The 20,838-nt window shown below is 62.2% G+C and carries 22 protein-coding genes; 13 read left to right on the top strand and 9 right to left on the bottom strand.

What is annotated here, in order from left to right; all coding sequences use genetic code 11:
• Positions 1–19: 19 nt before the first annotated feature.
• A complete protein-coding gene (locus ACEN84_RS16600) occupies positions 20–724 on the bottom strand; it encodes a metal-dependent hydrolase (protein ID WP_130282553.1) in 705 nt (234 codons plus the stop codon).
• A 118-nt stretch (positions 725–842) separates the two neighbouring features.
• Between ACEN84_RS16600 and ruvX the strand changes: the two genes are divergently transcribed.
• A complete protein-coding gene (gene ruvX / locus ACEN84_RS16595; RefSeq protein WP_199628720.1) occupies positions 843–1,331 on the top strand; it encodes a Holliday junction resolvase RuvX in 489 nt (162 codons plus the stop codon).
• Here the strand turns inward: ruvX and ACEN84_RS16590 are convergent.
• From ACEN84_RS16590 to ACEN84_RS16570, 5 genes are all read right to left on the bottom strand, one after another.
• Entirely contained in the window at positions 1,274–1,600 is a 327-nt protein-coding gene (locus ACEN84_RS16590; RefSeq protein WP_112720441.1) for a DUF6105 family protein, read from the bottom strand. The genes ruvX and ACEN84_RS16590 overlap by 58 nt on opposite strands.
• Entirely contained in the window at positions 1,597–1,788 is a 192-nt protein-coding gene (locus ACEN84_RS16585; protein WP_413709300.1) for a hypothetical protein, read from the bottom strand. Before ACEN84_RS16585 ends, ACEN84_RS16590 begins: the two co-directional genes overlap by 4 nt.
• A gap of 124 nt (positions 1,789–1,912) precedes the next feature.
• Complete coding sequence (locus ACEN84_RS16580) at positions 1,913–2,566, bottom strand: TetR/AcrR family transcriptional regulator (RefSeq protein ID WP_413709299.1); 654 nt, start codon at positions 2,564–2,566, stop codon at positions 1,913–1,915.
• Between the two features lie 127 nt (positions 2,567–2,693).
• Positions 2,694–3,311, bottom strand: coding sequence for a GNAT family N-acetyltransferase (locus ACEN84_RS16575; protein WP_413709298.1), 618 nt, complete (start codon positions 3,309–3,311; stop codon positions 2,694–2,696).
• 3 nt (positions 3,312–3,314) lie between these two features.
• On the bottom strand, positions 3,315–4,964 hold the full coding sequence (locus ACEN84_RS16570; protein WP_413709297.1) for an acyl-CoA dehydrogenase family protein: 1,650 nt from the start codon (positions 4,962–4,964) through the stop codon (positions 3,315–3,317).
• 178 nt (positions 4,965–5,142) lie between these two features.
• On the opposite strand from ACEN84_RS16570, the gene ACEN84_RS16565 reads away from it, so the two are divergent.
• From ACEN84_RS16565 to dprA, 5 genes are read left to right on the top strand one after another with little or no spacing between them, the layout of a single operon-like run.
• Complete coding sequence (locus ACEN84_RS16565; RefSeq protein WP_007692028.1) at positions 5,143–6,099, top strand: aspartate carbamoyltransferase catalytic subunit; 957 nt, start codon at positions 5,143–5,145, stop codon at positions 6,097–6,099.
• Positions 6,096–7,385 (top strand): dihydroorotase, encoded by a 1,290-nt coding sequence (locus tag ACEN84_RS16560; protein WP_413709296.1) that lies wholly within the window; start codon positions 6,096–6,098, stop codon positions 7,383–7,385. The genes ACEN84_RS16565 and ACEN84_RS16560 overlap by 4 nt, the downstream gene beginning before the upstream one ends.
• 11 nt (positions 7,386–7,396) lie before the next feature.
• Positions 7,397–7,612, top strand: a complete 216-nt coding sequence (locus tag ACEN84_RS16555) for a hypothetical protein (RefSeq protein ID WP_413709295.1) — start codon at positions 7,397–7,399, stop codon at positions 7,610–7,612.
• Between the two features lie 46 nt (positions 7,613–7,658).
• Positions 7,659–8,279 carry a glycerol-3-phosphate 1-O-acyltransferase PlsY gene (gene plsY / locus ACEN84_RS16550; RefSeq protein ID WP_413709294.1) on the top strand — a complete coding sequence of 207 codons (621 nt, stop codon included), beginning with the start codon at positions 7,659–7,661 and terminating at the stop codon, positions 8,277–8,279.
• A gap of 1 nt (position 8,280) precedes the next feature.
• Entirely contained in the window at positions 8,281–9,426 is a 1,146-nt protein-coding gene (dprA, locus tag ACEN84_RS16545) for a DNA-processing protein DprA (protein ID WP_413709293.1), read from the top strand.
• A 5-nt stretch (positions 9,427–9,431) separates the two neighbouring features.
• Here the strand turns inward: dprA and ACEN84_RS16540 are convergent, their stop codons facing one another.
• Complete coding sequence (locus tag ACEN84_RS16540; RefSeq protein WP_413709292.1) at positions 9,432–9,611, bottom strand: hypothetical protein; 180 nt, start codon at positions 9,609–9,611, stop codon at positions 9,432–9,434.
• Between the two features lie 254 nt (positions 9,612–9,865).
• On the opposite strand from ACEN84_RS16540, the gene topA reads away from it, so the two are divergent.
• The 5 genes from topA (at position 9,866) to rpmG (ending at position 17,136) form a co-directional block, all read left to right on the top strand.
• The gene (gene topA / locus ACEN84_RS16535) at positions 9,866–12,562 is read left to right on the top strand and encodes a type I DNA topoisomerase (RefSeq protein WP_413709291.1); all 2,697 of its coding nucleotides are present in this window, start codon (positions 9,866–9,868) and stop codon (positions 12,560–12,562) included.
• Positions 12,563–12,564: 2 nt separating this feature from the next.
• Positions 12,565–14,937, top strand: coding sequence for a ribonuclease R (gene rnr, locus ACEN84_RS16530; protein WP_413709290.1), 2,373 nt, complete (start codon positions 12,565–12,567; stop codon positions 14,935–14,937).
• A 20-nt stretch (positions 14,938–14,957) separates the two neighbouring features.
• Positions 14,958–15,416 (top strand): DUF983 domain-containing protein, encoded by a 459-nt coding sequence (locus ACEN84_RS16525; protein WP_112720453.1) that lies wholly within the window; start codon positions 14,958–14,960, stop codon positions 15,414–15,416.
• Positions 15,417–15,690: 274 nt separating this feature from the next.
• Complete coding sequence (locus tag ACEN84_RS16520) at positions 15,691–16,875, top strand: MFS transporter (protein WP_112720489.1); 1,185 nt, start codon at positions 15,691–15,693, stop codon at positions 16,873–16,875.
• A gap of 93 nt (positions 16,876–16,968) precedes the next feature.
• Positions 16,969–17,136 carry a 50S ribosomal protein L33 gene (rpmG, locus tag ACEN84_RS16515; RefSeq protein ID WP_003587245.1) on the top strand — a complete coding sequence of 56 codons (168 nt, stop codon included), beginning with the start codon at positions 16,969–16,971 and terminating at the stop codon, positions 17,134–17,136.
• Between the two features lie 759 nt (positions 17,137–17,895).
• Here the strand turns inward: rpmG and ACEN84_RS16510 are convergent.
• Together ACEN84_RS16510 and ACEN84_RS16505 are read right to left on the bottom strand one after the other, a co-directional pair.
• Positions 17,896–19,269 carry a PleD family two-component system response regulator gene (locus ACEN84_RS16510; RefSeq protein WP_130282576.1) on the bottom strand — a complete coding sequence of 458 codons (1,374 nt, stop codon included), beginning with the start codon at positions 19,267–19,269 and terminating at the stop codon, positions 17,896–17,898.
• A gap of 18 nt (positions 19,270–19,287) precedes the next feature.
• Positions 19,288–19,659, bottom strand: a complete 372-nt coding sequence (locus ACEN84_RS16505) for a response regulator (RefSeq protein ID WP_413709289.1) — start codon at positions 19,657–19,659, stop codon at positions 19,288–19,290.
• A gap of 135 nt (positions 19,660–19,794) precedes the next feature.
• On the opposite strand from ACEN84_RS16505, the gene ACEN84_RS16500 reads away from it, so the two are divergent.
• Both ACEN84_RS16500 and ACEN84_RS16495 read left to right on the top strand, forming a co-directional pair.
• Complete coding sequence (locus ACEN84_RS16500) at positions 19,795–20,103, top strand: DUF3572 domain-containing protein (RefSeq protein WP_112720455.1); 309 nt, start codon at positions 19,795–19,797, stop codon at positions 20,101–20,103.
• A gap of 5 nt (positions 20,104–20,108) precedes the next feature.
• Positions 20,109–20,771 (top strand): hypothetical protein, encoded by a 663-nt coding sequence (locus ACEN84_RS16495; protein WP_413709288.1) that lies wholly within the window; start codon positions 20,109–20,111, stop codon positions 20,769–20,771.
• Positions 20,772–20,838: the final 67 nt, after the last annotated feature.

Below are 20,838 nucleotides of genomic sequence, written 5' to 3'. Positions count from 1 at the left end.
CTTGTGCAACGGGCTTTCGTTAGATCGAGACGCTCTCGGAAGGCTTGATTGCCTTCACTTCGGTCTTCGAACCTTCCATGCCAGAGACGAACTTGTCGGCGGTCTGGTCGATGATCGGGAAGGTGCCGTAGTGGCAGGGGATCGCGGTCTTGAAGTTGAAGTAGCGCTGGCAGGCGAGAGCCGCCACCGCGCCGCCCATGGTGAAGCGGTCGCCGACGGGAACGAGGCCGATATCGGGCTGGTGCAGCTCGTTGATCAGCGCCATGTCGGAGAAGATATCGGTGTCGCCCATGGCGAGGATCGAGGCTTCGTCGTCGAAATGCAGCATCAGGCCGTTGGCGTTGCCGAGCGCGTGCGCGATGCCGTCTTCGGTGACCTGTGCGGAGGAATGCAGCGCATTCGTAAAGGTCGCCGAGAAGCTGCCGAGCGAAATCGTGCCGCCGGTATTGCCCATTTCGATCTTCGAGACGCCCTTGGCGGCAAGCCAGGAGCCGAGATCGGCATTGGCGAGAACGGTGGCGCCCGTCTCTTTGGCAAGTGCAATGGTGTCGCCGACATGGTCGCCATGGCCGTGGGTGAGGAGAATATGGGTGACGCCCGCCGATACATCCTTGATGTCCTGTCCCTCGAAGGAAGAGTTATAGGTCAGGAAGGGGTCAAGGAGGATGGTTGCCTTGCCGGTTTCGATGCGGAAGGCGGAATGACCGAGCCAGGTGATCTTCATGAAATGGGTTCCTTATTATCGGATGCAAAAGCGGATTTCGCTTGTTATGGACATAGCCGATATGGCTGCAAAGAAAAGCGCCGCGAGCTTCAATTTGTTTTGACGGGATGAAACGCCGATGACAGTGATGACGATCGAGGAGATGGCTGCCGCCCTGCAGCCCGGACAGGCGATCGCGGGCCTCGATCTCGGCACCAAGACGATCGGCCTTGCGATGTCCGATCTCGGCCGCCGCTTCGCCACACCCCGGCCGGTTCTGAAGCGCGAAAAGTTCACGCTCGACGCCGAGGCGCTGCTGGCTTTCGCGGAGAAGGAAAAGGTCGCCGGTTTCGTCATCGGCCTGCCGATGAATATGGACGGCTCTGCCGGCCCCCGCGTTCAGGCGACGCGCGCCTTCGTGCGCAACATGGAACAGAAGACCGCCCTGCCCTTCGTCTATTGGGACGAGCGGCTGTCGACGGTGGCGGCCGAACGGGCCTTGCTTGAGATGGATGTGTCGCGCGCAAAGCGGGCCGAGCGGATCGATTCCGCTGCGGCGAGCTTCATTCTTCAGGGCGCTCTGGACAGGCTGTCGGCGCTTTCGAGATCTGCCGATTTCGACGACTGACGCGCTGCCCACCAGGCCGCGATCTTCTTGCGGCGGCGGAAGGCGATGATGGCGATGACGACGAGGCTGTCGACGGCGATGGCGCGGGCGACGAGCGGCGGAATGGTTTCCGGCGGAACGCCGAGGATCTTGCCATAGACCTCAAATGTCAGGTCATGGACCTGACGGCTCAGCATGAAGATGCCGAAATTGATGTCGTAATAGGAAAGCCAGTACCAGCCGCTCAGGAAAACGATCGGGCCTAACCAGAAGATCAGGAACCACTTCATGCGGCCTCCCCTCGGTGACGCCAGGTGTTTCTATAACGCCAGGCCGCCGGACTTTCGAGACCGACAGCCCAGGTCGACAATGCCATGACGCTCAGGACGACCGCCGGGACGGTGATATCGAGGGCGAGCACCGCGAAAAACATCATCGCGGCGACAAGCAACGCAGCTTTGGCGGCTCTGGTTCCCATCATGGGTCCTGACAGCTAAGAATTTAACTGCCGGTACCCTGTCGCCTTAACGCCGACGGTGCAACGTAAACCATTTGTTAAGGTTAACGGCCGGGCGGGCGCCTGTGGATGACCGGACGGGCGATCAGCCGTAGACGCCGCGGACGATGCGCTTGACGGCCAGTGCCGCCTTCTCCCAGTCCTTGGCATTCTTCAGCGGCAGTCCGGCGCATTGGCCGCCGGCAGCGGCCGAGAGCACCAGATGCTGGATCGCGGCGAAGAGAATCGCGTTGATGGCAGCAGTATCAACGCCCTTCGGCGGCGTCAGCGAGCCGCGCATGCGATCCAGCCATACCGACAGCGCCTTGGAGCGCGCCTCGGAGAGCCGCCTCACCTGCTCGGTATTTTCGGAGACTTCCCAGGCAACGATGCGGCGCATCAGCGGATCGTCGCGCAGCGCCTCGAGGAAGAGCAGCGACAGCCGCTCCATCAGGTCGCCATAGGTCAGCAGGAACATGCCGCCCGTATCCTCCGGGATGCGATCCTTGACCCAGGTGCCGAGATCGGCGCCGATCGCCTCGACCAGACCGTTGAGGCCGCCGTAATAGCGATAGATCAGCTGCTTGTCGCAACCGGCGCGGCGGGCGACGGCGTTGATGCCGAAATTCTGGAAGCCTTCCTCGGCGAGCAGTGCCTTGGCGGCGTTCAAGATCGCCTTCTCGGTGGCGCTGCGGTCGCGGATGCGCTTTTCCGGTTCGCCGGGGGCGACGGGCGCCATAACCATGGTGTCGTTCAGCATATCGAGGCCGATTCCGTTCGTGTCACTACAAGGTGAGTAACAACGGCCTTCCGGCCGGGCAACGTTCAAGCCCTTGAAAGCTTGTGGATAGACGGCGCGCTCCACAGATGTCTCCTTGCGGAGACACCTAGAGATACTGGCCGAACCAGACGGAGCGGTCCGCGGGTGCCACCAGCGGCGGCGCCAGGCGTTCGAAGCCGCGGGAAGCCCAGAAGCGCTGGCCACTGACATTCTCGGCATTGGCGCCGAGATAGACGCCCTTCACTCCGGCCTCGCGCGCCGTCGATATCCAGAGATCGAGAAGCCTGGTGCCGAGCCCCTGCCCCTGCAGGCGCGGCAGCAGGTTCATGTGGATATGAGCGGGAAAGGCTGCGACCCTAGGCGCGAAAGCGGCTTCGGGATGGTGGATCGTGTGGATGCGGCGCTCGTCGGCGTTCCATGCCGCGGGATCACCTTGCGGCTCCGCGTAGCGGGTGCGCAGGGCCGGCCACCATTCACGCTCGAGTCTCGCTTCGAAATCCGCCGTATCATGGGGGCCGACGATATAGCCGGCGACGCCCTCTTCGTCCTCGACGACGAATGAGGTCTCGGGGCTCAGCACGATGTAGGGCGCCGAGTAGATGTGGCCGATCAGCTGGCCGTCTTTGTAAAGACGGGTAGCATCCTTGCCGGCATCGCCTGTCAGCAAAGAGATGGCGTAGATCTGGTCGAGATCGCCAAGATGGGCCTTGCGGATTTCGCTCATGCGTCAGCTGGCTGGCGGGTAGAGAAGATCGACGATGTAGCTCGCATCGAAACGGGCATCGAGCATGCCGTAGGTGGCGCGCCAGCCGCCGGCGAGACGGGTTTCGATGAAGGCATCGGCGATGCGTCCGGCTCCGAGGCGGTAAAGCTCGGCGGCACCGGCGGCGAGCGCCAGCTGTTCGATCAGCAGGCGGGCAGCGCCCTCGTCGCGCTCACAAAGCGCCATGGCGGCGCGCAGCACGTCGATGGTCTTCTTGCCGGCCGGGCCGAGATCGCGCGCGAGACCGGCAAAGACCGTCTCGAACAGATCCTTGCCGCGCGCGAGAACCCGCAGCAGATCGAGCGCCATCACATTACCGGAGCCTTCCCAGATCGCGTTGACCGGGGCCTCTCTATAATGACGGGCGATCGGGCGTTCCTCGATGTAGCCGCTGCCGCCAATGCACTCCATCGCCTCATAGATCAGCGCCGGCGCGATCTTGCAGCACCAGTATTTGGCAACCGGCGTCATGACGCGGGCGTAGGCCGCCTCCTCGGCATTGTTGCGGGCCTTGTCGAAGGCATCGGCAAGACGGAACGACAGCGCCGTTGCAGCAGCTACGTCGAGCGCCATGTCGGCGAGCACGCGCGTCATGATCGGCTGATGGACGAGCATCTTGCCGAAGACGCTGCGCCCGCGGGTGTGATGGACGGCTTCCGCCAGCGACGCGCGCATGATGCCTGACGAGGCCAGTGCGCAATCGAGCCGCGTCAGTGTCACCATGTCGAGGATGGTGCGGATACCGGCATCGGGGCCGCCGAGCAGGAAGCCGAAGGTGTCGTTGAACTCGACCTCGGAGGAAGCATTCGAGCGGTTGCCGATTTTGTCCTTCAGGCGCTGGAACTGAAGTCCGTTGGCGGAACCGTCTTCGAGCAGGCGCGGAACGAGGAAGCAGCCCATGCCCTCCTTCGTCTGCGCCAGCATGATGAAGGCGTCGCTCATCGGCGCCGACATGAACCACTTGTGACCCGAGAGACGATAGATGCCTTCGCTGACCTTTTCAGCCGTGCTCTTGTTGGAACGGACGTCGGTGCCGCCCTGCTTTTCGGTCATGCCCATGCCGATCGTTACGGCAGTCTTCTGCATGGCCGGCTTGTTCGAGGAATCGTATTTGCGCGACAGGATCTTCGGCGCCCAGTCCTTCTGGACAGCCGGCGAAGCCGAGAGGGCCGCGACGGAAGCACTCGTCATTGTCAGCGGGCAGAGATGGCCGGATTCCAGCTGCGCCGTGAGATAGAAGCGCGCGGCGCGGATCTTGTGCGACTGGTCCTTGGCATCGGCATCGGCCTGCGGATCCCAGACGGAGGAATGCAGGCCGACGGACATCGAGCGGCGCATCAGCGCGTGCCAGGCCGGATGGAACTCGACGACATCCAGACGCTCGCCGCGCGGGCCGTGCGTGCGCAGCTGCGGCGTGCCCTGGTTTGCCATGCGCGCCAGCTCCTGCGCCTCCGGAGAGGTGACGTAGCGGCCCATGTTTTCCAGGTCTTCACGCGTGCCGCGCGGCAGCCCTGCCGTCAGGTCGACGATCAGCGGATCGGAGCGGTAGGCATTGATACCTGACCAGAGGCTTGGCTGGTTCAGCTCGGCGAGTTTTTCTTCAGCGGGAGTCATGAGTCGCTTCTATTGCATGAGCCAGACAAAGGGAAACCGGAACTTGACGATTTCAACCTCAGCTCTAGCGGATTTACGGCAAAATTGCATGGGGACATAAGCCTTTGCCCACAGCGCAAGCTTGCGGCGGCGGGCAGCACTCATTATAGACCCCACCGGTATAGCAAGAGGCAGGTCCATGGTCTTTTTTCCCCACCGCCACCTCATCGGCATCAAGGGTCTCACCGAGCAGGATATTACCTATCTCCTCGACAAGGCCGACGAGGCCGTCAAGATCAGCCGTCAGAGAGAAAAGAAGACGTCGACGCTCAGAGGGCTGACACAGATCAACCTCTTCTTCGAAGCTTCGACGCGCACGCAGGCATCCTTCGAACTTGCCGGAAAGCGGCTCGGCGCCGACGTCATGAACATGTCGGTCGGCAACTCTTCGGTAAAGAAGGGCGAGACGCTGATCGATACCGCGATGACACTGAACGCGATGCGCCCCGATGTGCTGGTTATCCGCCATTCGAGCGCCGGTGCGGCCGCCCTCCTCGCACAGAAAGTCTCCTGCTCGGTCGTCAATGCCGGCGACGGGCAGCATGAACATCCGACCCAGGCACTGCTCGACGCGCTGACGATCCGCCGCGCCAAGGGCAAGCTCTCGCGCATCATCGTGGCGATCTGCGGCGACGTGCTGCATTCGCGCGTCGCGCGCTCCAACATCCTGCTGCTGAACGCCATGGGCGCCCGGGTGCGCGTCGTCGCTCCGGCGACGCTGCTGCCGGCCGGGATCGCCGACATGGGCGTCGAGGTCTTCCATTCGATGAAGGAAGGCTTGAAGGACGCCGATGTCGTGATGATGCTGCGCCTGCAGCGCGAGCGCATGTCCGGCGCCTTCGTGCCGTCGGTGCGTGAATATTACCACTTCTACGGCCTTGACGCGGAAACGCTGAAGGCGGCGAAGGAAGATGCGCTCGTCATGCATCCGGGACCGATGAACCGCGGCGTCGAAATCGCATCCGAAGTGGCCGATGGCCCGCAGAGCGTGATCGCCGAGCAGGTCGAGATGGGTGTTGCGGTGCGCATGGCGGTGATGGAGACCCTGCTTGTTTCCCAGAACCAGGGTCCTCGCACTGAAGGAGCGGGCGCATGAGCAACCTCGTCCTCAAGAACGTCCGCATCATCGATCCCTCGCGCAATCTCGATGAAACAGGCACCATCGTCGTCAAGGACGGCGTGATCGTCGCATCGGGCAAGGATGCGCAGAACCAGGGCGTGCCCGATGGCGCCGAAGTGCGCGATTGCAATGGCCTCGTCGCGGTCCCCGGCCTCGTCGATGCCCGCGTGCATATCGGCGAACCCGGTGCCGAGCACCGCGAGACCATCGCATCCGCCAGCCGTGCTGCGGCAGCGGGCGGCGTGACCTCGATCATCATGATGCCGGATACCGATCCTGTGATCGACGACATCGCGCTCGTCGAATTCGTCCAGAAGACCGCCAAGGACAAGGCGCTCGTCAATGTCTATCCGGCAGCGGCGATCACCAAGCATCTGGCCGGCGAGGAAATGACCGAGATCGGCCTGCTGATGGAAGCCGGCGCGGTTGCCTTTACCGATGGCCGTTCGAGCATCCATGACACGCAGGTGCTGCGCCGGGTGATGACCTATGCGCGCGAATTCGGCGCCGTCATGTCCTGCGAGACCCGCGACAAATATCTCGGCGCCACCGGCGTCATGAACGAAGGGCTGTTTGCCAGCTGGCTCGGTCTCGGCGGCATTCCGAAAGAAGCCGAACTTATCCCGCTGGAGCGTGATCTGCGCGTCGCGCAGCTGACGCGCGGCAACTATCACGCGGCAATGATCTCGGTGCCGGAATCGGTCGACGCGATCAAGCTTGCCAAGAGCCGCGGCGCCAAGGTGACCTGCGGCATCTCGATCAACAATCTGGCGCTCAACGAAAACGACATCGGCGAGTACCGCACCTTCTTCAAGCTCTACCCGCCGCTGCGCACCGAAGACGATCGCGTGGCGATGGTCGAGGCGCTCGCCAAGGGCGAGATCGATATCATCGTTTCCTCGCACGATCCGCAGGATGTCGACACGAAGCGCCTGCCCTTCGGCGAAGCGGCCGATGGCGCGGTCGGCCTCGAGACCCTGCTTGCCGCAGCCCTTCGGCTGCATCACAGCGGTCACGTCAGCCTGATGCGGCTGATCGATGCGATGTCGACCCGTCCGGCACAGATCTTCGGCCTCGATGCCGGAACGCTGAAGCCCGGCGCCAAGGCCGACATCGCGCTGATCGATCTCGAAGAGCCTTGGCTTGTCGCCAAGGACATGCTTCTGTCGCGCTCGAAGAACACGCCTTTCGAGGACGCCCGTTTCTCGGGCCGGGCGGTCGCGACTTACGTGGGTGGAACGAAGGTACATTCGCTGGACTGAGGAGGCCGCGCATGAATCAGAACGAAACCGAACGGCATTTCCAGCAGCGCAATCTCGACAAGGACATGGCGGAGGCACACAAGAACGCCTTCCCCGTGCTTTCGAAGAAGCAGGCGTCGCGGCGCTACTCGTCGACCGTCGTGCTCGGCACGATGTTCGTGGCGCTCTGCACGCTGATCGCCACCCTGCTCGGCGGCGCTGAAATCTGGATGATCGAAAACGGCTAAGGCAAGCGGCATCGGGACAATGCTGCGAAGGAAAAGGTAGAGGGGCATGATTTCGGAACTCACCAACTGGCAGATCGCCTTGCCGATGGCGCTTGTGGCAGCCGTCGTCGGCTACCTGCTCGGCTCGATCCCCTTCGGCCTGATCCTGACGCGGGCCGCCGGTCTCGGTGACGTCCGCAATATCGGCTCCGGCAATATCGGCGCCACCAACGTGCTGCGCACCGGCAACAAGAAGCTTGCTGCCGCAACGCTGCTGCTCGATGCTTTCAAGGCAACGGTCGCCGCCTGGATCATGGCCTATGTGGCAGGCCCGGAAGCCGGTGCGATCGCCGGTCTCTTTGCCTTCCTCGGCCACTTGTTCCCGGTCTGGCTCGGCTTCAAGGGCGGCAAGGGCGTCGCCACCTATATCGGCACGCTGCTCGGCATCGCGCCGCTTTTCGTCCTCGTCTTCGCGGCCATCTGGCTCGCGATGGCCTTCATCTTCCGTTACTCGTCGCTGGCGGCGCTGACGGCCATGCTTGTCATTCCGGTTGCATTGTGGATATTTGGAGCCGAAAAGGTTGCAGCCGTCATGGCGATCATGTCGGTCATCTCCTATTACAAGCACAAGGCCAACATCTCCCGGCTCATCAGCGGGACGGAAAGCAAGATCGGGGCGAAGGGATAAGATGAGCGCCGAAAGCGCAAGGCCAAAGGGAATTGCGCTTTCAGACCGGCAACGGATCGCCTGGCTGCGTCTCATTCGCTCCGACAATGTCGGCCCTGCCACCTTCCGCGATCTCATCAATCATTTCGGATCTGCCGAGGCGGCGCTGGCCGCCCTCCCCGAACTCTCGGCCCGCGGCGGCGCAACGCGCGCCATCAAAATTGCAACCGAACACGAAGCCCATCGCGAACTCGAGATCGCCCGCCGTTTCGGCGCCCGATTCATCGGCATCGGCGAACCCGATTACCCCCAGGCCCTGCGCCAGATCGATGGCGCCCCGCCGCTGATTGCGGTCAAGGGCGATGTCTCCGTTCTCCATCGCCCGGCTGTCGGCGTCGTCGGCTCCCGCAATGCCTCGATCAGTGGTGCGAAGTTTGCGGCGATGATCGCCAGGGATTGCGGACGGGCCGGATATGCCGTGGTCTCCGGCCTGGCGCGCGGCATCGATACGGCCGCCCATCGCGCCAGCCTCGATACCGGCACCGTCGCTGCGCTCGCAGGCGGTCTCGACCAGCCCTACCCGCCCGAGAACGTGCCGCTGCTGGAGGAAATCTGCGAAGGGCGCGGACTGGCGATCAGTGAAATGCCATTCGGCTGGGAACCCCGCGCCCGTGATTTCCCGCGCCGCAACCGACTGATTGCCGGCATGTCGCTCGGCCTTGCTGTGGTCGAGGCGGCGACGCGCTCGGGATCGCTGATCACGGCACGTCTTGCCGCCGAATTCGGACGGCTGGTCTTTGCCGTTCCCGGCTCGCCGCTCGATCCGCGCTGCCAGGGCACCAACGGACTGCTGAAGGACGGGGCGATGATCATCACCTCGCCCGAAGACGTCATCGAGGCGCTGGCGCCGCTCTCGCAGCTCGACCTGTTTTCGGCACCGGTTGCCGAGGAGCCTGCGTGCAACGGCAGCGATCTCACGCCTCCTGATGATTCCGATCGCGCCAGGATTGCCGATGCGCTCGGGCCGACGCCTGTCGAGATCGACGACATCATCCGGCATACCGGACTTCCGGCGGCGTCCGTCTATCTCGTTCTTTTGGAGCTGGATATTGCCGGGCGGCTGCACCGGCACCCCGGCGGCACCGTCTCCCTTGCGATGGGAGATTGAGCGCACTACATGCGGTTGTGAAGCTCGCCCGCCTCGACATAAGCCATCTCGATCAGATAGTAGAGCATGCTGGCGTCTTCCTTTTCGGCAACCTGGCGAAGCTCGGCAAGCATCTGCCGGACGAAAGCAATGTTTTCGCGCGACGCTGACTTATCGGTTCTTTTGTTGAAACCCTTGGGCGACATGGACAGTCTCTGAAGATGACGGGCGGCAGCTTTGGGAGAAGCCCTGACCACACTTCAAAAACGATAATCCAATTATCTTAAATTGCAACACGTTTATAATCCCCTCATGGTTGCATCGCGTTGCAAAGCGTAAAATTGAAGCAAACCCCTTGACCGAAGCCATTTCCCTGTCCATGTCGGAGAACCGGCAATCCGCAAGCGGCACGTATAGCGCTCATCTTCCCGCCGGGCGCGGTAGTTTTTAGAGAATCATCATGAATGTAGTCGTGGTAGAATCGCCTGCGAAGGCAAAGACGATCAACAAGTATCTGGGCTCCGGATACAAGGTGCTCGCCTCCTTCGGTCACGTCCGCGACCTGCCTGCAAAGGACGGATCGGTTCTGCCCGATCAGGATTTCGAGATGCTGTGGGAGGTCGATGGGGCCTCGGCCAAGCGTATGAAGGATATTGCCGATGCGGTGAAATCCTCCGACGGCCTGTTCCTGGCGACCGACCCTGATCGCGAAGGCGAAGCGATTTCCTGGCATGTCCTCGACATGCTCAACAAGAAGAAGGTGCTCGGCGGCAAGACCGTCAAGCGCGTCGTCTTCAACGCCATCACCAAGAAGGCCGTGCTCGATGCGATGGCCGAGCCGCGCGATATCGACGTGCCGCTGGTCGACGCCTATCTGGCGCGCCGCGCTCTCGATTATCTCGTCGGCTTCAACCTGTCGCCGGTGCTGTGGCGCAAGCTGCCGGGCGCCCGTTCGGCCGGCCGCGTGCAATCGGTTGCGCTGCGCCTCGTGTGCGATCGTGAATCCGAGATCGAACGCTTCATCTCGGAAGAATACTGGAACATCTCGGCGCTCCTGAAGACGCCGCGCGGCGACGAGTTCGAAGCCAGGCTGGTCGCTGCGGACGGCAAGCGCCTGCAGGCCCGCTCGATCGGCAACGGCGAAGACGCCGGCAGGCTGAAGGCCCTGCTCGACGGCGCCTCCTATGTCGTCGACAGCGTCGAAGCGAAGCCCGTCAAGCGCAACCCGTCACCACCTTTCACAACCTCGACCCTGCAGCAGGCCGCATCCTCGAAGCTCGGCTTCTCGGCATCGCGCACCATGCAGGTGGCGCAGAAGCTCTATGAAGGTGTCGATATCGGCGGCGAGACCGTCGGTCTCATTACCTATATGCGTACCGACGGCGTGCAGATGGCGCCCGAGGCGATCGATGCGGCACGCGCCGCGATCCTCGACCAGTTCGGCGGCCGTTACGTTCCCGACAAGGCCCGCTTCTATTCCACCAAGGCGAAAAACGCCCAGGAAGCCCACGAAGCGATCCGCCCGACCGACTTCAACCGCTCGCCCGACCAAGTGCGCAAGTATCTGGATGCTGACCAGATCCGTCTTTACGACCTGATCTGGAAGCGCGGCATCGCCAGCCAGATGGCCTCGGCCGAAATCGAGCGTACCACCGCCGAAATCACCGCAGAAAACGGCGGCCAGAGGGCCGGTCTGCGCGCTGTCGGCTCCGTCATCCGTTTCGACGGCTTCATCGCTGCTTATACCGATCAGAAGGAAGACGGCGAACAGAGCGACGACAACGACGACGAAGATGGCCGCCTGCCGGAGATCAATGCCCGCGAAAACCTCGCGAAGCAGAAGATCAACTCGACCCAGCATTTCACCGAGCCGCCGCCGCGTTATTCGGAAGCCTCGCTGATCAAGAAGATGGAAGAGCTCGGCATCGGCCGTCCATCCACCTATGCGGCAACGCTCGCCACCCTTCGCGACCGCGAATATGTGACGATCGACAAGCGCAAGCTGATCCCGCATTCCAAGGGCCGGCTGGTGACCGCTTTCCTCGAAAGCTTCTTCACCAAGTATGTCGAATACGATTTCACCGCCGATCTCGAAGAGAAGCTCGACCGGATCTCTGCCGGCGAACTGAACTGGAAGCAGGTTCTGCGCGATTTCTGGCAGGACTTCTTCTCGCAGATCGAAGACACCAAGGAACTGCGCGTTACCAACGTGCTGGACTCGCTGAATGAATCGCTGGCGCCGCTGGTGTTTCCGAAGCGCGAGGACGGCAGCGATCCGCGCATCTGCCAGGTTTGCGGCACGGGCAACCTGTCGCTGAAGCTCGGCAAGTACGGCGCCTTCGTCGGCTGCTCGAACTATCCGGAGTGCAACTATACCCGCCAGCTCTCCTCGGAGAACAATGGCGAGGGCGAAGGCACCGCACTGAACGAACCGAAGAACCTCGGCACCGACCCGACGACGGGCGAAGAGCTGACGCTGCGTTCGGGCCGTTTCGGACCCTATATCCAACGCGGCGACGGCAAGGATGCCAAGCGCTCCTCGCTGCCGAAGGGCTGGAAGCCTGAGGATATCGATTACGAGAAGGCCATGGCGCTGATCTCGCTGCCGCGCGATATCGGCAAGCATCCCGAGACCGGCAAGATGATCTCGTCGGGCATCGGCCGCTACGGACCGTTCCTGCTGCATGACGGCAACTACGCCAATCTCGAGACGGTCGAGGACGTGTTCTCGGTCGGTCTCAACCGCGCTGTCACCGTGATCGCCGAGAAGGCGAGCAAGGGCCCGGGCGGGCGTACACGCGGTACACCGGCTGCACTGAAGGAGCTCGGCGATCACCCGGATGGCGGCCCGATCACCGTTCGCGACGGCAAATACGGCCCCTACGTCAACTGGGGCAAGGTCAACGCGACGCTGCCGAAGGGCAAGGATCCGCAGGCGATCACCGTCGAGGAAGCCCTGGAGCTGATCACAGCCAAGGCCGGCAAGGCACCGGCTGCGAAGGGCAAGGCCAAGGCGAAGACGGCCGCCGCCGAAGGCAAGGCGACCAAGACTGCCGCCAAACCGAAGGCTGCTGCGAAGCCCAAGGCCGCAGCAAAGCCGAAGGCTGCCGCCAAGACGACGAAGGCCAAGGCGCCGGCGAAAACGAAAAAGAGCTGAGTGTGAGCAAGATACCGCGCGAGAAGACTAGGGGCACGGGCAAGCGTCCGGGCAAGATCGGCCGCGCGGGCAACGATGCCCCCGCCGAAGAAGCAAAGATCACGCCCGGCGCCATGCCGTCGCGCGAGGTGATCCTGCGTTTCATCGCCGACCATCCGCAAAAGGCCTCGAAGCGCGAAATCGCCAAGGCATTCGGCCTGAAGGGCGATACGCGGGTCGAGCTCAAGCATCTGCTGCGTGACCTCGAGCAAGAGGGAATGCTGCAGAAGACCCGCAAGTCGCTGATCCGTCCGGGCGCCCTGCCCCCGGTCACCGTGCTCGACATCACCACCCGCGACAAGGACGGCGAGCTGATCGGCCGCCCGGCCGAATGGCCGGAGGATCAGGGCGTGGCACCCGCCGTCGCGATCCGCCAGACTTCGCCTGCGGGACGCCAGGGCAAAGGCAAGGCGCCCGTCGCCGGCATGGGCGACCGCGTTCTTGCGAAGATCTTCCCGGCTGCCGACCGCGGCGGTCCCGCCTATACCGCCCGCATCATCAAGGTTCTCGACAAGCGCCGCGGCGCCAGCATGGGCGTGTTCCGCACGGCCCCCGGTGGTGCCGGACGTCTGCTGCCGATCGAACGGCGCGGCGAGGAAATGGTGATCGACCCCGATTATACCGGCGGCGCCAAGGACGGCGACCTGGTCGAGGTCGAGATCGCAAGGCTCGGCCGTTTCGGCCTGCCGCGCGCCAAGGTGCTCTCCGTCGTCGGTTCGGTCGGCTCCGAAAAGGCGATCTCGATGATCGCGATCCATGCCCATGGCATCCCGAATGTCTTCCCGCAGGCTGTCATCGACGAGGCGGAGGCTGCCAAGCCCGCCTCGATGTCGCATCGCGAGGACTGGCGCGACGTGCCGCTGATCACCATCGATCCGGCGGATGCCAAGGACCATGACGACGCCGTCTACGCCGAAGCCGACCCCTCGCCCGACAATGCCGACGGCGTGATCGTCACCGTGGCCATTGCCGACGTCTCCTATTACGTCCGGCCGAAATCGCAGCTCGATCGTGAAGCGCTGAAGCGCGGCAACTCGGTCTATTTCCCGGATCGCGTCGTGCCGATGCTGCCGGAGCGGATCTCCAACGACCTCTGCTCGCTGCGCGAAGGCGTCGACCGGCCGGCGCTTGCCGTGCGCATGGTGTTCTCGAAGGAAGGCCGCAAGATCGGCCACACCTTCCACCGCATCATGATGAAGAGTGCTGCAAAGCTCTCCTACCAGCAGGCGCAGGCGGCGATCGACGGCAAGCCCGACGACAAGACCGGGCCGATGCTGGAGCCGATCCTGAAACCGCTGTGGAACGCCTATGCCGTTATGACGCGCGGCCGCGACCGGCGCCAGCCGCTCGAGCTCGACATGCCCGAGCGCAAGATCCTGCTGAAGGGCGACGGCACCGTTGACCGCGTCGTCGTGCCGCCCCGCCTCGATGCGCACAAGCTCATCGAAGAAATGATGATCCAGGCGAACGTCTCGGCTGCCGAGACGCTGGAGAAGAAGCGCCAGGTGCTGATCTACCGCGTCCACGACGGCCCGACGCTGGCCAAGCAGGAAATCCTGCGCGAGTTCCTGGCGACACTCGGCATCTCGCTTGCCAAGGGCGGCAACATGCGCGCCAACAACTTCAACGGCATCCTAGCGAAAGCCGACGGCACGCCGCATCAGACGATGGTCAACGAGATGGTGCTGCGCTCGCAGAGCCAGGCGATCTACAGCCCCGAGAATATCGGGCATTTCGGCCTGAACCTGATGAAATACGCGCATTTCACCTCGCCGATCCGCCGCTATGCCGACCTGATCGTGCATCGCGCGCTGGTGGGGTCGCTGGGGCTCGGCGAAGGCGGCATCACGCCCGAGGAAGAGGCCTCTCTCGACGATATCGCCGCCGAAATCTCGACCTTCGAGCGCCGCGCCATGGCCGCCGAGCGCGAGACCGTCGACCGTCTGATCGCCCACCATCTTGCCGGCCGTGTCGGCGAGGAGTTCGCCGGGCGCGTCTCCGGCGTCACCAAGTCGGGACTATTTGTCGCCCTGCCGGAGTATGGAGCAGACGGCTTCATCCCTATATCTACGCTGGGCCAGGACTATTTCATCTACGACGAGGCGCATCAGGCGCTGTCGGGCGAGAAGACTGGGCTCGGATACCGGCTTGGCGACAGCGTGACGGTGAAGCTTGCGGAAGCCATTCCGCTTGCAGGCGCGCTGCGCTTCGAGATGGTCAGCGAAGGCCGCGCCATGCCGACGGCGGTGCGCTCCTTCCACAAGGCCGGCCGCCGCGACAACCGCATGGCCGCCCGCAAGAAGGTCGGCACGAGACCGCCGAGAGGCCGGCGCTAGAAACGCCAGAGGAAAGAGCCATGACGACGCCTGCACAGGAACAGCCGATCCAATACGGCGGAAGCGACGCTTCCGAGCGTCCGCTTGGCCGCTCGATCATGCGCGGCATGCTTAACAAGTGCCCGCATTGCGGCAGCGGCAAGCTGTTCCGCGCCTTCCTGAAGCCGGTCGACAATTGCGCGGCCTGCGGCGAAGCGATGCATCATCACCGCTCCGACGACCTGCCGCCCTACCTGACGATCTTCGTGATCGGCCACGTCGTTCTCGGCGGCTACATGCTGACCGATCTCGTCTGGCCGCTGCCGATGTGGCTCACGTTCGCCATCTGGGCGCCGGTGACGCTGCTTTCCGCCCTCCTGATCATCCAGCCGATCAAGGGCGGCGTCATCGGCCTGCAATGGGCGCTGCGCCTGCATGGTTTCGGCGGCCATAGCGACGATCACGACGTCTACGAGATCCCCGGCCGCGACCAGCCGTAAGCGGCATCGCGGCGACCTTCACCGTCCAGACATAATTCGCTTGTATTGGGCAACGCTCACGAACTGTGCGGGCGGCTTTTGCTGCGCGCATATGTTCTCCGGCGAATAAAATGGTGCGCGTTTTCTTGACCGATCTGACGTTCGACTATTCGATCTATTGCATTCTGCGCCGGACTTCCCGTAAAGCTCTGCCCGTCACCTGGTTTTGGCATCTCTGTGCCCTTCTATGTGGCACGAGACGGGCGATTCGTTTCAGTCATTCAAGGATGGATATATGTCTCAGCCGAGAAACGGCACGCCGGGCGATGTTGAAGAAATCCATTGGCCGTCGCTGGTTGCCGCCGTCTCGTCGATCTCTGCTGTCGGCATAGCGATCGGACTCGGACTGCCGCTGCTCTCCATCATTCTCGAGAAGCGCGGCGTTGCCTCCACTCTTATCGGGCTCAACACGGCGATGGCCGGCGTGGCCGCCATGGCTGCGGCGCCTGTGACCACCAAGCTCGCCCATAAATACGGCGTCGCCTCCACCATGCTCTGGGCGGTGGTGATCTCGGCGCTCAGCGCCATCGGCTTCTACTATGCCCAGGAATTCTGGATGTGGTTCCCGCTGCGCTTTGCCTTCCATGGCGCGACGACGACGCTCTTCATCCTCTCCGAGTTCTGGATCAACGCCGCCTCGCCACCGACGAAGCGCGGCTTCGTGCTCGGTATCTACGCGACCGTGCTGTCGCTGGGGTTTGCCGCCGGGCCCCTGCTCTTCTCGATCCTCGGCAGCGACGGCGTCTTGCCCTTTGCCGTTGGGGCCGTGGCCATCCTGCTTGCCGCCATCCCGATCTTCGTCGCCCGCAACGAGAGCCCGGTGCTCGAAGAGAAGCCGGAGCTGCATTTCATGCGCTACGTCTTCCTGGTGCCGAGCGCGACGGCTGCCGTCTTCATCTTCGGCGCGGTCGAGGCCGGTGGCCTGGCGCTTTTCCCGATCTATGCGACGCGCGCCGCCTTTACCGAATCGCAGGCCGCCCTGCTGCTGACCGTCATGGGAATCGGCAACGTCATCTTCCAGATCCCCGTCGGGCTCCTTTCCGACCGCATGAAGGACAAGCGGCCGCTGCTGGCGGCCATGGCCACAATGGGCCTGATCGGCTCGCTGATGCTGCCCCTGCTCGTCCATAGCTGGGCGATGATGGCGGGCGTGCTGCTCTTCTGGGGCGGCTGTGTGGCCGGTCTCTATACGGTTGGTCTCAGCCACCTGGGCTCGCGCCTGACGGGTTCCGACCTTGCCGCCGCCAATGCCGCCTTCGTCTTCTGTTACGCCGTCGGCACCGTTGCCGGTCCACAGGTTATCGGCGCGGCCATCGATGTCGCCGGGAATAACGGTTTTGCCTGGGCAATTGCCGGTTTCTTCGGGATATATGCGGTGCTTTCAAGCATAAGACTGCTTTTCATTAGAAAGCGGGGTTGACTTTTCGGGCGGGATTCGTAGTTTCGCGCCAGAATTTGCCGTGGAGCCCATCCGGCTTGCCACGGCTTTCATTTTATTAAAGGCAGGACGACCATGGCCAAGGCTACCACAATCAAGATCAAGCTGCTGTCGACGGCCGACACCGGTTTCTTCTACGTCACGACGAAGAACAGCCGTACGATGACGGACAAGATGACGAAGACCAAGTACGACCCGATTGCTAAGAAGCACGTCGAGTTCAAGGAAACCAAGATCAAGTAATCCTTGATCCCTGGGTTTTAAAAAGGCGCGCGCCCAACGGCTGCGCGCCTTTTTCGTTTTAAGGTCTCTCATCGCGGGAATGTTAGCGCAAACAAAAACGCCGCCCTACCGATCTATCGGCAAGGGCGGCGTTTTTACGAAAGGGGGTCGGCCAGCAAGCAACGCGGCACGAGGAACCGCTTAAGGTTGCGAACTAGCCGACCGACCCCACGACCCAGGAGATGCGGCGGACCTGAGCATCATGGGGTATCTCGGCCTCCCGGTTCCGGGAGCGCTTTTCTTATGGCTCGATAATTTGCCCGAAAATGAAAGAAAATCAACAAATTCTTAATGATTAGATTTCTTAGCTTGCTTCTATGGTTAAAAGTCCAATTTTGGGGCAGGCCCGAAAACAACGAATCACGTTTCTTTACTTGATGAAGAAAAACGCGATTGAATATAACCATAAATATACATCAGTACAATTATGGCGATCTTCCGTTACGTCAGGCGAACGCGTTACATCTCGCCGAATAGTAATACCACGATAACTCTATAAATTGCGGCAGCTATGCTTTACACGCGATACTTAGATTGATTCTATTCGTGAAAATGAGCACAAATTACCCTCAAATTGGACGATCGAGCGCCCTCTCCATTTTTGGGGTATTTGGTTGAAAAACGCCCGGCGCTTTGGCAGCGGCATCATTAAAATTTGTTAATCTTTCGCCGCCACCAGTGGAAACTGAGGATAACCTACGCGGCAAAGGCGCTCCGGCGTCAGGCCGCTGCAGCAACGACTCGGTTGCGGCCAGTATTCTTCGCTTCATAAAGCGCGAGATCGGCCTGCTTCATCAGCTGATCGGGCGTCAGTACGCTCGACAGACGAGAGGCGATACCGAAGGACGCGGTGACTTTCAACTCTTCGCCGGTTGACTTCAGCGTGAAGCCGCTGGTCTCGACCGATGCACGCAGGCGCTCGGCAACGGCAGCAGCCACCTCCGGCGAGGTATCGGGCATGATGATGACAAATTCTTCGCCGCCGTAGCGGCAGGCGAGATCGGCGCCGCGCACCGTCGAGCGGATGCGGTTGGCGAATTCCTTGAGCACCTCGTCGCCGGCATCGTGACCGTAGGTGTCGTTCACCTGCTTGAAGCGGTCGATATCGGTGATCAGCACAGAGAGCGGCTTGCCGCGCGCCATCGAGCGGTTGAACAGCACGTTCAGGTGATTATCGAGATAGCGGCGATTGTTGAGGCCGGTCAGCGCATCGGTGACGGCGAGCTCGATCGTCTGCTTGACGCTTGCGCGCAGGCGGTCGTTGAAGCGCTTGCGGCGGATCTGCGTCAGGCTGCGGGCGACCAGCTCGTTCGGGTCCAGCGGGCGGACGATATAATCGTTGACGCCGAGATCGAGCGCCCGGATGACCATCTCGTCATCGCCCTGATCGGTGACGATCAGGATCGGCAGGAAGCGCGTGCGCTCCAGCGAACGGAACTGCGAGCAGAGGCGCAGCGGATCGTAGTCGTCGAAGTTGGTATTGACGATGACGAGCTCGAAGGCGTTTTCCGCGGCTTCGAAGAGCGCCGCCTGCGGATCCGAGATTGCCGTAATGTCGGCGATCGGTTTCAGCGTCCTGATGATGCGTTCCTGGGAATTAGCGCGGCCATCGACGAGCAGGACCTGCCCTGCATCTTCGGCACGCCCCTCACCCGTCCGCAAGAGATCGTCGATACCCATGGTCTGCGCCGTCTCGGCGCGGATGCGCAGTTCATCGCTCAGCGTCTTCAGGCGCAGCAGGCTCTTCACCCGCGAGATCAGCTGCAGGTCGTTGACCGGCTTGGTCAGGAAGTCGTCGGCACCGGCCTTCAGGCCGCGTACGCGGTCGGCCGGCTGATCGAGCGCGGTGACCATGACGACAGGAATATGCGAGGTCTTCTGGTTGGCCTTCAGCCGCTCGCAGACCTCGAAGCCGTTGAGGCCCGGCATCATCACGTCCAGCAGGATGATATCGACCTGATTGCGCTCGCAGATCGCCAGCGCCTCATAGCCGTCGGCAGCCGTCAGGACATCGAAATACTCCGCGACCAGCCGCGCTTCGAGCAGCTTCACGTTTGCCGGAATATCGTCAACAACCAGAATGCGCGCAGTCATAGGCTTCTTTCCGATGCGCTAGGCATCGCCGAGATAGGTCTTGATCGTTTCGATGAATTTCGGGACGGAGATCGGTTTTGAGACATAGGCCTCGCAACCGCCCTGGCGGATACGCTCCTCATCGCCCTTCATCGCAAAGGCGGTGACGGCGATGACGGGAATGACGTGCAGCTCGTCGTCTTCCTTCAGCCACTTGGTCACCTCAAGCCCGGAAACTTCCGGCAGCTGGATGTCCATCAGGATCAGGTCCGGACGATGTTTGCGAGCAAGATCAAGCGCTTCCATGCCATTTCGGGTCTGGATCGTCGAGTATCCGGATGCCTCGATCAGGTCGCGAAAGAGCTTCATGTTGAGCTCGTTATCTTCTACAATCATCACCTGTTTGGGCATGGCAAGCTCGTTCCTATGTTCCGTCCCTGCAAATGTCCGCCTGACGTGAAGCGACATGCGAACGCGCGGCTCGACGAAACCGATAGCGGCAAGCTACCGGTATTTGGTTGAAAAAAAGGTAACTTACCCAGCGAAATGCAAAGCAACTTCAAGACTTCGAAACAACTCGCCAGAGATCCGCATGAAACGGCGATTGCCGTACTTGGCTGGCTCGCCAACGAACCCGACATGTTCTCGCGATTCCTGGCGCTGACAGGCGTCGAGCCGGTGCAGGTACGCAACGCCATCAACGATCCGGGCTTCCTCTCGGGCATGCTCGATTTCGTCATGCAGCACGAGCCGACCGCCATGGCATTCTGCCAGGCCACCGAGACACCGCCGGAAGCGCTGACGGCTGCCTGGCAGCACTTCTCGTCGCCAGGCCTCGATTCCGGGCAGTATTGAAACCGATGCTGATCGACGGTCTCGACACATCCCATGTACGCCTCGGCGACAGGCCGCTGATCGTCTGCGATGTCGACGACGTCGTCTTGCAGTTCATCGTGCCGTTCGAGCGCTTTCTGGTCAGCGAGGGCTACCGGCTGGTGCCGCGCTCCTTCAAGCTGCATGGGAATATCGAGACGGCGGATGGCGCGCCAGCCGATGACGTGACAGTCAGCCGCTTGATCGAGACCTTTTTCGAGCGGCAGGAAGACTGGCAGGCGCCGTTGGCGCTTGCGGGGGAGAGCCTCGCCGCGCTGTCTGCGACAGCCGATATCGTTCTGCTCACAGCCATGCCGCCCGTCTACCGCGACCAGCGCCGCCGGCTGCTCGACCGGTTCGAGCTCGACTATCCGTTGCTCGCCTCGCTGCAGCCGAAGGGGCCGATCGTCAAGGCCCTGCATGGCGCCCGCGACCTGCCCGTCGTCTTCATCGACGACATGGTACGCAACCTGCATTCCGTGCAAGAGCATGTCGATAGCTGCCTGCTGCTGCATCTGATGCCGGTATCGGAGATTCATCGCTTCGCGCCCTCCGCCATGGATGGCATTGCCAAGGTTGCGGGATGGGAAGAGGCCGCCGCCCATATCGGCGAACATCTGTCGCTGCCGCCGGCGCCTGCCCGCGGCTGACTGTCTACCCCCATCGATGAAACGGCCTCAAAATGCCGTCTGATATCCAACGCCTGGCTGCTCCTCT

It is taken from the genome of Rhizobium sp. Rhizsp82 (assembly GCF_047325115.1).
Classification (GTDB): domain Bacteria; phylum Pseudomonadota; class Alphaproteobacteria; order Rhizobiales; family Rhizobiaceae; genus Rhizobium.
The sequence above is the reverse complement of the archived record's forward strand: the minus strand, read 5'-3'. Positions and strand labels throughout refer to the sequence as shown.

Excerpts from the sequence above, each read along its gene's own strand:
- ACEN84_RS16600 (WP_130282553.1), bottom strand. The coding sequence starts at position 724 with ATGAAGATCACCTGGCTCGGTCATTCCGCCTTCCGCATCGAAACCGGC.
- ruvX (WP_199628720.1), top strand. The coding sequence starts at position 843 with ATGACAGTGATGACGATCGAGGAGATGGCTGCCGCCCTGCAGCCCGGA.
- ACEN84_RS16590 (WP_112720441.1), bottom strand. The coding sequence starts at position 1,600 with ATGAAGTGGTTCCTGATCTTCTGGTTAGGCCCGATCGTTTTCCTGAGC.
- ACEN84_RS16585 (WP_413709300.1), bottom strand. The coding sequence starts at position 1,788 with ATGGGAACCAGAGCCGCCAAAGCTGCGTTGCTTGTCGCCGCGATGATG.
- ACEN84_RS16580 (WP_413709299.1), bottom strand. The coding sequence starts at position 2,566 with ATGCTGAACGACACCATGGTTATGGCGCCCGTCGCCCCCGGCGAACCG.
- ACEN84_RS16575 (WP_413709298.1), bottom strand. The coding sequence starts at position 3,311 with ATGAGCGAAATCCGCAAGGCCCATCTTGGCGATCTCGACCAGATCTAC.
- ACEN84_RS16570 (WP_413709297.1), bottom strand. The coding sequence starts at position 4,964 with ATGACTCCCGCTGAAGAAAAACTCGCCGAGCTGAACCAGCCAAGCCTC.
- ACEN84_RS16565 (WP_007692028.1), top strand. The coding sequence starts at position 5,143 with ATGGTCTTTTTTCCCCACCGCCACCTCATCGGCATCAAGGGTCTCACC.
- ACEN84_RS16560 (WP_413709296.1), top strand. The coding sequence starts at position 6,096 with ATGAGCAACCTCGTCCTCAAGAACGTCCGCATCATCGATCCCTCGCGC.
- ACEN84_RS16555 (WP_413709295.1), top strand. The coding sequence starts at position 7,397 with ATGAATCAGAACGAAACCGAACGGCATTTCCAGCAGCGCAATCTCGAC.
- plsY (WP_413709294.1), top strand. The coding sequence starts at position 7,659 with ATGATTTCGGAACTCACCAACTGGCAGATCGCCTTGCCGATGGCGCTT.
- dprA (WP_413709293.1), top strand. The coding sequence starts at position 8,281 with ATGAGCGCCGAAAGCGCAAGGCCAAAGGGAATTGCGCTTTCAGACCGG.
- ACEN84_RS16540 (WP_413709292.1), bottom strand. The coding sequence starts at position 9,611 with ATGTCGCCCAAGGGTTTCAACAAAAGAACCGATAAGTCAGCGTCGCGC.
- topA (WP_413709291.1), top strand. The coding sequence starts at position 9,866 with ATGAATGTAGTCGTGGTAGAATCGCCTGCGAAGGCAAAGACGATCAAC.
- ACEN84_RS16525 (WP_112720453.1), top strand. The coding sequence starts at position 14,958 with ATGACGACGCCTGCACAGGAACAGCCGATCCAATACGGCGGAAGCGAC.
- ACEN84_RS16520 (WP_112720489.1), top strand. The coding sequence starts at position 15,691 with ATGTCTCAGCCGAGAAACGGCACGCCGGGCGATGTTGAAGAAATCCAT.
- rpmG (WP_003587245.1), top strand. The coding sequence starts at position 16,969 with ATGGCCAAGGCTACCACAATCAAGATCAAGCTGCTGTCGACGGCCGAC.
- ACEN84_RS16510 (WP_130282576.1), bottom strand. The coding sequence starts at position 19,269 with ATGACTGCGCGCATTCTGGTTGTTGACGATATTCCGGCAAACGTGAAG.
- ACEN84_RS16505 (WP_413709289.1), bottom strand. The coding sequence starts at position 19,659 with ATGCCCAAACAGGTGATGATTGTAGAAGATAACGAGCTCAACATGAAG.
- ACEN84_RS16500 (WP_112720455.1), top strand. The coding sequence starts at position 19,795 with ATGCAAAGCAACTTCAAGACTTCGAAACAACTCGCCAGAGATCCGCAT.
- ACEN84_RS16495 (WP_413709288.1), top strand. The coding sequence starts at position 20,109 with ATGCTGATCGACGGTCTCGACACATCCCATGTACGCCTCGGCGACAGG.